The organism is Thermodesulfobacteriota bacterium (assembly GCA_040758155.1).
In the GTDB taxonomy this organism is placed as follows: domain Bacteria; phylum Desulfobacterota; class Deferrimicrobia; order Deferrimicrobiales; family Deferrimicrobiaceae; genus UBA2219.
Genome location: JBFLWB010000042.1, coordinates 24,135 through 31,651 on the forward strand (window position 1 = coordinate 24,135; position 7,517 = coordinate 31,651).

General features: G+C 66.5%; 6 protein-coding genes. 4 read left to right on the forward strand and 2 right to left on the reverse strand.

Translation table 11 applies throughout. From position 1 onward, the window contains the following. Positions 1-20: 20 nt before the first annotated feature. Positions 21-2,585 carry an alpha-glucan family phosphorylase gene (gene glgP / locus AB1346_02715; protein MEW6719343.1) on the forward strand — a complete coding sequence of 855 codons (2,565 nt, stop codon included), beginning with the start codon at positions 21-23 and terminating at the stop codon, positions 2,583-2,585. Here the strand turns inward: glgP and AB1346_02720 are convergent. Then, complete coding sequence (locus AB1346_02720) at positions 2,569-3,297, reverse strand: TIGR04283 family arsenosugar biosynthesis glycosyltransferase (protein ID MEW6719344.1); 729 nt, start codon at positions 3,295-3,297, stop codon at positions 2,569-2,571. The genes glgP and AB1346_02720 overlap by 17 nt on opposite strands. A 4-nt stretch (positions 3,298-3,301) precedes the next feature. Beyond that, positions 3,302-4,006 (reverse strand): TVP38/TMEM64 family protein, encoded by a 705-nt coding sequence (locus AB1346_02725; GenBank protein MEW6719345.1) that lies wholly within the window; start codon positions 4,004-4,006, stop codon positions 3,302-3,304. Positions 4,007-4,323: 317 nt separating this feature from the next. On the opposite strand from AB1346_02725, the gene AB1346_02730 reads away from it, so the two are divergent. The 3 genes from AB1346_02730 to AB1346_02740 form a co-directional block, all read left to right on the forward strand. After that, a complete protein-coding gene (locus AB1346_02730; protein MEW6719346.1) occupies positions 4,324-5,784 on the forward strand; it encodes an ATP-binding protein in 1,461 nt (486 codons plus the stop codon). Further along, positions 5,781-7,139: a sigma-54 dependent transcriptional regulator gene (locus AB1346_02735; protein ID MEW6719347.1), complete on the forward strand. Its 1,359-nt coding sequence runs from the start codon at positions 5,781-5,783 to the stop codon at positions 7,137-7,139. The genes AB1346_02730 and AB1346_02735 overlap by 4 nt, the downstream gene beginning before the upstream one ends. A 190-nt stretch (positions 7,140-7,329) precedes the next feature. Next, positions 7,330-7,517 (forward strand): hypothetical protein (locus tag AB1346_02740; protein MEW6719348.1); only part of this gene is annotated, 188 nt, incomplete at its 3' end.

Sequence of the window (7,517 nt, forward strand, 5' to 3'; positions counted from 1 at the left end):
GCCGCCCCGGGGAGGGCCCCATGCGGATCCGCCATTTCCATGTCCGGCCGAACATCCCGAAGGCGCTCGCTCCCCTCCGGGAGATCGCCGGGAACCTCTGGTTCTCCTGGAACTGGGAGGCGGTGCAGCTCTTCATCCGCCTGAACCCGGTCCTCTGGGAGAGGTCGTACCAGAACCCCGTCCAGATGCTGGGCTCCGTGCCGCAGGCGGACCTGGAAGCGGCGGCGAAGGACGAAAGCTTCGTCGCGAACGTGGAGCGGGTCTACCGCTCGTTCCAGCAGTACCTGCAGGCGCCTTCCTGGTTCTCGGAATCCCACGGCGGGGAGGCGGAATTCCAGGCGGCGTATTTCTCCTGCGAGTTCGGGATCGACGAGGGGCTGCCGATCTATTCGGGAGGCCTTGGGGTGCTTTCCGGCGACCACCTGAAATCCTCGTCCGACCTCGGATTGCCGCTGGTCGGCGTGGGGCTCCTCTACCAGAAAGGGTATTTCCGGCAGATCCTGTCGCTGGACGGCTGGCAGAAGGAGCTCTACCCGGACAACGACTGGTACAACATGCCGGTCTCCATGGAGATCCGGAAGGACGGCTCTCCGGTGGAGATCGAGGTCAACATCGGCGGGGAGCCGGTCCGGGCCCGGGTGTGGCGCGTCGACGTCGGACGCACGCCGCTGTACCTCCTGGACAGCAACATCCGGGGGAACTCGGACCGTTCCCGGGAGATCACCTCCACCCTCTACGGAGGAGACCGGGAAATGCGGATCCGGCAGGAGATCCTTCTCGGCATCGGGGGAGTGCGGGCGCTCAAGGCGCTGGGACGCGTCCCCACCGTGTATCACATGAACGAAGGCCACTCCGCGTTCCTGATCTTCGAGCGGATCCGCGACCTGATGGCCTCCCGGAATTTATCCTTCGCCGAGGCGCGGGAGCTGGTCTTCGCAACGAGCGTGTTCACCACCCACACGCCGGTTCCGGCGGGGAACGAGCAGTTCGACCCGGAACTCCTCCGGAAGTACCTGGAGCCGGAGGCGCGCCCGCTCGGGCTGCCGTGGGAGGAGCTGCTGGCCATGGGGCAGATCCACCCCCAGCGGGGGAAGGAATTCGGCATGACCGTGTTCGCCCTCCGGTCGGCGGCGTTCTCGAACGGCGTGGCGAAGCTGCACGGCCGGACTTCCCGCTGCATGTGGAAGGAGCTGTGGCCCGGGCTGCCGGAGGCGGAGGTTCCGATCCGCAGCATCACCAACGGGATCCACACCCGGTCGTGGATCAGCCACGAGATGGCGGAGCTGTTCGTGCGGTACATGGGGCCCCGGTTCCTCGAGAAGCCGGCGGACCAGTCCGTGTGGGAGCGGGTGGAGGCGGTGCCCCCCGTCGAGCTGTGGCGCATCCACGAGGCCCGGAGGGAGCGGCTGGTCTTCTTCGCAAGGAAGCGGCTCCGGGAGCAGCTCGACCGTCAGGGGGCGGGGCCGGCGCTCCAGAGGGGAGCGGAAGAGGTGCTCCATCCCGGCGCGCTGACCATCGGGTTCTCCCGGCGGTTCGCCACGTACAAGCGGGCCAACCTGCTGTTCCTGCAGCCGGACCGGCTGATCAGGCTGCTGACCGATCCGGATCGGCCGGTGCAGATCATCTTCGCGGGAAAAGCGCATCCGCAGGACCTCCCGGCCAAGGAGATCATCCGGTCCGTGAAGCATTTCGCCTCGGACCCGAGGATCCGCGACCGGATCGTTTTCGTCGAGGATTACGACATCAACGTGGCGAGATACATGGTCCAGGGGGTCGACGTGTGGCTGAACACGCCGCGGCGGCCGCTGGAGGCGTCCGGGACCAGCGGGATGAAGGCGGCGGCGAACGGCGCGCTGAACGTGTCGGTCCTGGACGGGTGGTGGGACGAGGGATACTCCTCCGACGTGGGGTGGGCGATCGGTAGCGGGGAGGTCTACGCGGATCCGGAAGAGCAGGACCGGGTGGAGTGCGAGGCGCTCTTCAACCTCCTCGAGAACGAGATCGTCCCCATGTTCTACGACCGCGACCGAGGCGGGCTTCCCCGCGCCTGGATCGCCATGATGAAGGCGTCGATCCGCAGGCTGGGGGCGTTCTTCAACACCCAGAGGATGGTTCGGGAATACGCGGAAACGTGCTACCTGCCGGCCCATCGGGCGGGTGGACGCCTCTCCGCCGACGGGAGCGCTGCCGCGAGGGAGTTGGCGGCGTGGCGGTCGCGGGTGACTTCGGCGTGGCCCGGCGTGTCGATCCGCGTCGACGAGCTGCGGAAGCACCGGGACATGCTCGTGGGGGATGCCGTCGAGGCGGCCATCCGGGTGCGGCTTGGAGGTCTTTCCCCGGAAGACGTGTCCGTGGAGGTCCGCCACGGCGCATACACGGCCGCCGGGGAGATTCGCGACGGCGTGATCGTGACCGCTGCCCACGAACGGCGGGAGGGCGACGAGGAGATCTACCGGGCGGAGGTGCCCTGCAAGATCAGCGGGCGCTATGGTTTTGCCGTCCGGGTCGTGCCCCGCCACAAGGACCTCGTCGATCCCTACACCCCGCTGCTGCTGACGTGGGAGCCCGTCATCGGCGGCGACTAGCCCGGGGCTGGAGGAAGGACGGCCCCTTCCGGTAACGGGCGGCGCAGCGTTCCGGGGACATGCCGAGGAGGTAGCCGATCCGGAGCCCCCACATCAGGAACACCGTCCGGGCCGGCCCCCAGGCCTCCCATCGCCTCCCCGAGGAGCCGACCGCCTCCGGCAGCAGGACGGTCTTCCCGGCGCGCCGCATCCGCCGCGACATCTCGACATCCTCCATCAACGGGATCTCGGGGAAGCCGCCGAAGGCCCGGAACGCATCGGCGCGCACGAACATCGCCTGGTCGCCGGTATACGAACGGGAGAGGCGCGAGCGGAAGCCGATCCCGCGCCCCACCGCCCGCAGCACCGCCCTGGCGTAGGGCCCCGCGGCGGCCGACGGGGTCAGCCGGATCCGGAACGCCCCCCCGACGACTTCCCCGTCCGCCATCGCTTCGGCGATCGATGCAAGCCCCCCGGGAGGCAGCGCCGTGTCGGCGTGCAGGAACAGGAGCGTGTCGCCCCGGGAGGCCGCGGCTCCGGCGTTCATCTGGGTCGCCCTTCCCATGGGGGCGGCGACCACCGCGTCGGCGAGCCGCCGGGCGATCTCGACCGTTTTGTCCCGGCTGCCGCCGTCCGCGACGACGACCTCGCACGTTCCCGCCCGCCTGCAGGACCGGATGGTTTCCGCCAGCGAGGCCTCCTCGTTCAAGGCGGGGATGACGACGGAGATCAAGCGGCTACCTTTCCGGGGATTTCCGGAGGCGCTTCACGAGGGAGGGGATGAAGAAGGAAAGGATCAGCAGGACGATGGGAACGAGGATCTGGGGCGTCACGAGGTCCGCCGGTCCCCGGTAGGAGGCGAGGAGATCCTTCAGCGCGCCGATGAAGTAAGTGACGATGAAGACGGAGGGCAGGATCCCGAGGACGGTCCCGAGGAAATAGTCGCGGAAGCGGATCCGCGTGGCGCCGGCCGCGTAGTTCAGCACGATGAAAGGGAACCAGAACAGCCGCAGGTAGAAGATGATCGTGAACCCTTCCTCCGCGGCCTTCCGGTCGAGCCAGGGAAGCCTCGTCTCGAGGATGTCCCGCGCGATCCCGTGCAGGAAGTACCTTCCGAGGAAGAAGGAGAGGGTGGCGCCCGCCATGTCGCCGGCGAGGTTGTAGAACATCCCGTAGAACTTCCCGAAGATGACGGCCCCCGCGATGGTGAAAGGCGTGACGGGGGCGACCATGCTCCCCGCCGCGTAGACCAGGATGAACAGCAGCGGCCCGAGGGGGCCCGCCGCCCGGACGGCGCGGTCCAGCCCGTCCACGAGCGCTTTCCTGCCTTCCGCCGTGCGGAACATCTCCCCGGTCTCGGTGAACAGGAATACATATGCCGCTCCGCCGGCGAGCAGGAGGAACGCGAGAAACCTGGCGATGTTTTTGGCGCCTTTTCGCAACGTCGGCCTCTTCGGGTCTTCACGGAATCTTACCGCATCCGGACAGCCCCCGGGATTGCGAACGGGGCGGGAGGCGGTAAAATGATGATGTTTTAGCCCGCATTTCTCACCAGCCTCCTACTGCGGCGGCGGATACGGGCATGTCTACTGCGTTGCGCTCGGTCGGGCTCCTCGACGCACTTTCAAGTGCGCCTCCGGGGCCCTCGGTCGCGACGCCTTGTATCCACGCCCGTCTCCACCGCCTCGCTACGGACGCTGGTGAGAAATGCGGGCTAGGCTGTTATCGTCAAGCGGCTGTTTCCATCGGAGGTTTAATGATGTCGGTATTTTCGGGTATTCCGTTCCGGGACCGGGGGTTGCGGTACAAGCTCACCCTCGTCATGGCGATCCTGTTCGTCTTTTCCCTGGGTTCCACGTTCATCCCGTACTACCTGGGGCGGGAGGCGTTGAAGCGGGAGATCGAGAAGAGCTTCCTGGAGCTTTCGACCGCGATCAGCGTGAGCGTGGAGCAGCTCACTACGACGGGACTCTCCGAAGAGGACCGCCTCGAGCATTACGTGGCGTCGCTGAAGAAATCCGGCATCCGGGAGGTGTCGGTCATCGACGAGGAGATGGCGGTCATCGACAGCACCAACCCGAGGGCGATCGGGCGGCAGGCGAGGATCAAGCTCCCCTCCAGGCCGCTGGTGATCACCGCGTCCTTCGGCGACGTCACCGGGGAGAAGATCCAGTCCAAGGACCTCGTGGTCCCCGTGCGGGTCGGCGGGGAATCGCTCGGCTACATCCACGCCCGGATGCAGATCGACGACTTCACGGAGCCGATCCGGAGGAACCTCTACCTGCGGTTCGTCACGACGCTGCTGATCTTCTCCCTCGGGCTGCTCCTGGCGGTCGGCATCTCCTCCCGGTACGTGTTGCCCGTGGAGCGGCTGGCGTTGGCGGCGGAAAAGGTGGCGGCGGGTGACCTCTCATCGGAGCTCCCCGTGGACGGGAAGGACGAGGTGGGGCGGCTGACCCGGGCGTTCAACGAGATGATCGTCCGGCTCCGCCAGAACCGGGAGCTCGAGGAAAAGGTCCGGGAGAGCCAGTATCTGTCGCACCTCGGAAAGCTGTCGTCGGGCGTCGCCCACGAGATCCGCAACCCGCTGAACTTCATCGGGCTCGCCGTGGACCACCTCGACACGCTGTCGCCGGCGTCCTGCCCGGAGAAGGAGAAGGAGAAGCGGCAGGTCATCGTCCGGATCAAGGAGGAGATCGGGCGTCTGAACGACCTCGTGACCAACTTCATCATGTACGGGCGTCCTCCCGAGGCGCAGCGGACGACGGTCCGCATGCCGGACCTCCTGGAAGGGGTGCTGCGGATGGCGGGGGAGCGGATGGCCGCGAACGGGATCGTGTGCCGCCGCGATTTCCGGGGAAACGGGGAGGCGACGGTCGATCCGGACATGGTCCGGCGCGCCGCGCTGAACCTCGTCGTCAACGCGATCGAGGCGATGCCCAACGGCGGGGAGCTTCGCCTGTCGGGGGGGGCGAGGGATGACGGCAGGTACGCCTTCGTCGTGGAGGACACCGGCGTCGGCATCGAGGAGAAGGACCGGAAGATGATCTTCGAGCCGTACTTCACGACCAAGCCGTCGGGGCTTGGGCTGGGGCTGATCCTGACGAAGAAGATCATCGACGCGCACGGAGGGGAGATCCGGGTGGATTCGGAGCCTGCCAAAGGGACCCGGATCGAGGTCGTCCTGCCGGGCGCGGAGCCCCGGGAGGGGCGGGCATGAAGGGGACGATCCTCGTCGTCGACGACGAGCGGAACCAGCGGGAGATCCTCGGGGCGATCCTCAAAAGCGAGGGGTACAACGCCGTGCTGGCGGGCAGCGGGGACGAGGCGCTCCGGGCCCTCGAGCGCGAGGCGGTCGACCTGGTGCTGACCGACCTGATCATGCCGGGCATGACGGGGGAGGATCTGATCGACGCCGTCCTGGCGCGTTCCCCGGGCATGCCCATCCTCCTCACCAGCGCGTACGGCACCATCCAGACGGCGGTGGAGGCGATCAAGAAAGGAGCGTACTACTATTTCGAGAAGCCGGTCGACAGGGCCCGGCTGCTCATCATCATCGAGCGGGCGATCGAGAATCTGCGGCTGCGGGAATCGCACCGGATGCTGTCCGAGAAGCTGTCCGCCGGCTCCTTCCCGATCCTGGGCGAGCACGCCGTGATCCGGGAGATCAAGAGGATCCTTCCCCGCGTCGCGAGGAGCGAGAGCACGGTACTGCTCATGGGGGAAAGCGGCACGGGAAAGGAAGTCGTCGCCCGAAACATCCATTCCATGAGCGGCCGCGGCCGGAAACCTTTCCTCGCCGTGAACTGCGCTTCCCTCCCGGACACCCTGTTCGAGAGCGAGCTCTTCGGCCACGAGCGGGGATCGTTCACGGGGGCCATGCGCCGGGAGATCGGCCTGTTCGAAGCGGCGGAGGGGGGGACGATCTTCCTCGACGAGATCGCGGAAGTGAAGCTGGAAACCCAGGCGAAGCTGCTCCGCGCCCTGCAGGAGAAGGAGATCCGCAGGGTGGGAGGCAAGGAGAACATCGCGGTCGACGTACGGATCGTGGCCGCGACGAACCGGGATCTGGAGGAGGCCGTGCGGGAAGGCCGGTTCCGCGCAGACCTCTTCTACCGGCTCAACATCGTCAGGCTCACCCTGCCGCCGCTCCGGGAGAGGATCTCGGACATCCCCCTCCTCGCGGAACACTTCCTCGGGAAGCACGGGGAGAAGGGGGTTCCCCCCGTCCGGCAGATCGGCAAGGAGGCAATGCGCCTGATGATGCGCTATCCCTGGCCCGGGAACATCCGGGAGCTGTCCTCGGTCATAGAGCGGGCGGTGGTCCTGGCCGAGGAAGGAACGATAGGTACGGAGGAGCTACCTCAGGAGCTGAAGGAGGGTGCGGAATCCGTTCCGGCGAAGGCGTTCGATCTTCCGGCACAGGGCGTGGACTTCGAAAAAGTCGAGGAGCAGCTGCTCCGTCAGGCGGTCGCCCGGTCGGGAGGCGTCCATGTCCGGGGGGCGGAGCTCCTTCATATGAGCTACAAGGCCTACATCTACCGCCTCAAAAAGTTCGGTATCATTCCTGCCTGATGTCTTTGCGGCGCAGGATTCCTCAAATGGGGAAATCGTGCTTTATTTGGGGAAGGCGTGGGGGGGGGAGCGATTGGGTCCCCTTCGGGAAATCCGTATCTTGTCGATTATTTATAAAGAAGATGCCGGTTGGCATCCTCTTTGAATAGAAACGAAACAGATCCTAAAACTCTTGGTGGAGGAAATGGAAATGAAGAGAATCGTGTGCCTGTTCGTCGCCGTTTCGTTCGTTTTGTCGATGGCCGGCTTCGCGTTCGCGAAGAGCCATGAGAAGGGCGCGGCCCCCGCTGCCGCCCCGGCGATGAAGGAAGCCGCCCCCGCCGCCCCGGCGATGAAGGAAGCCGCCCCGGCGCCCGAGAAGAAGGAAGCCGCTCCGGC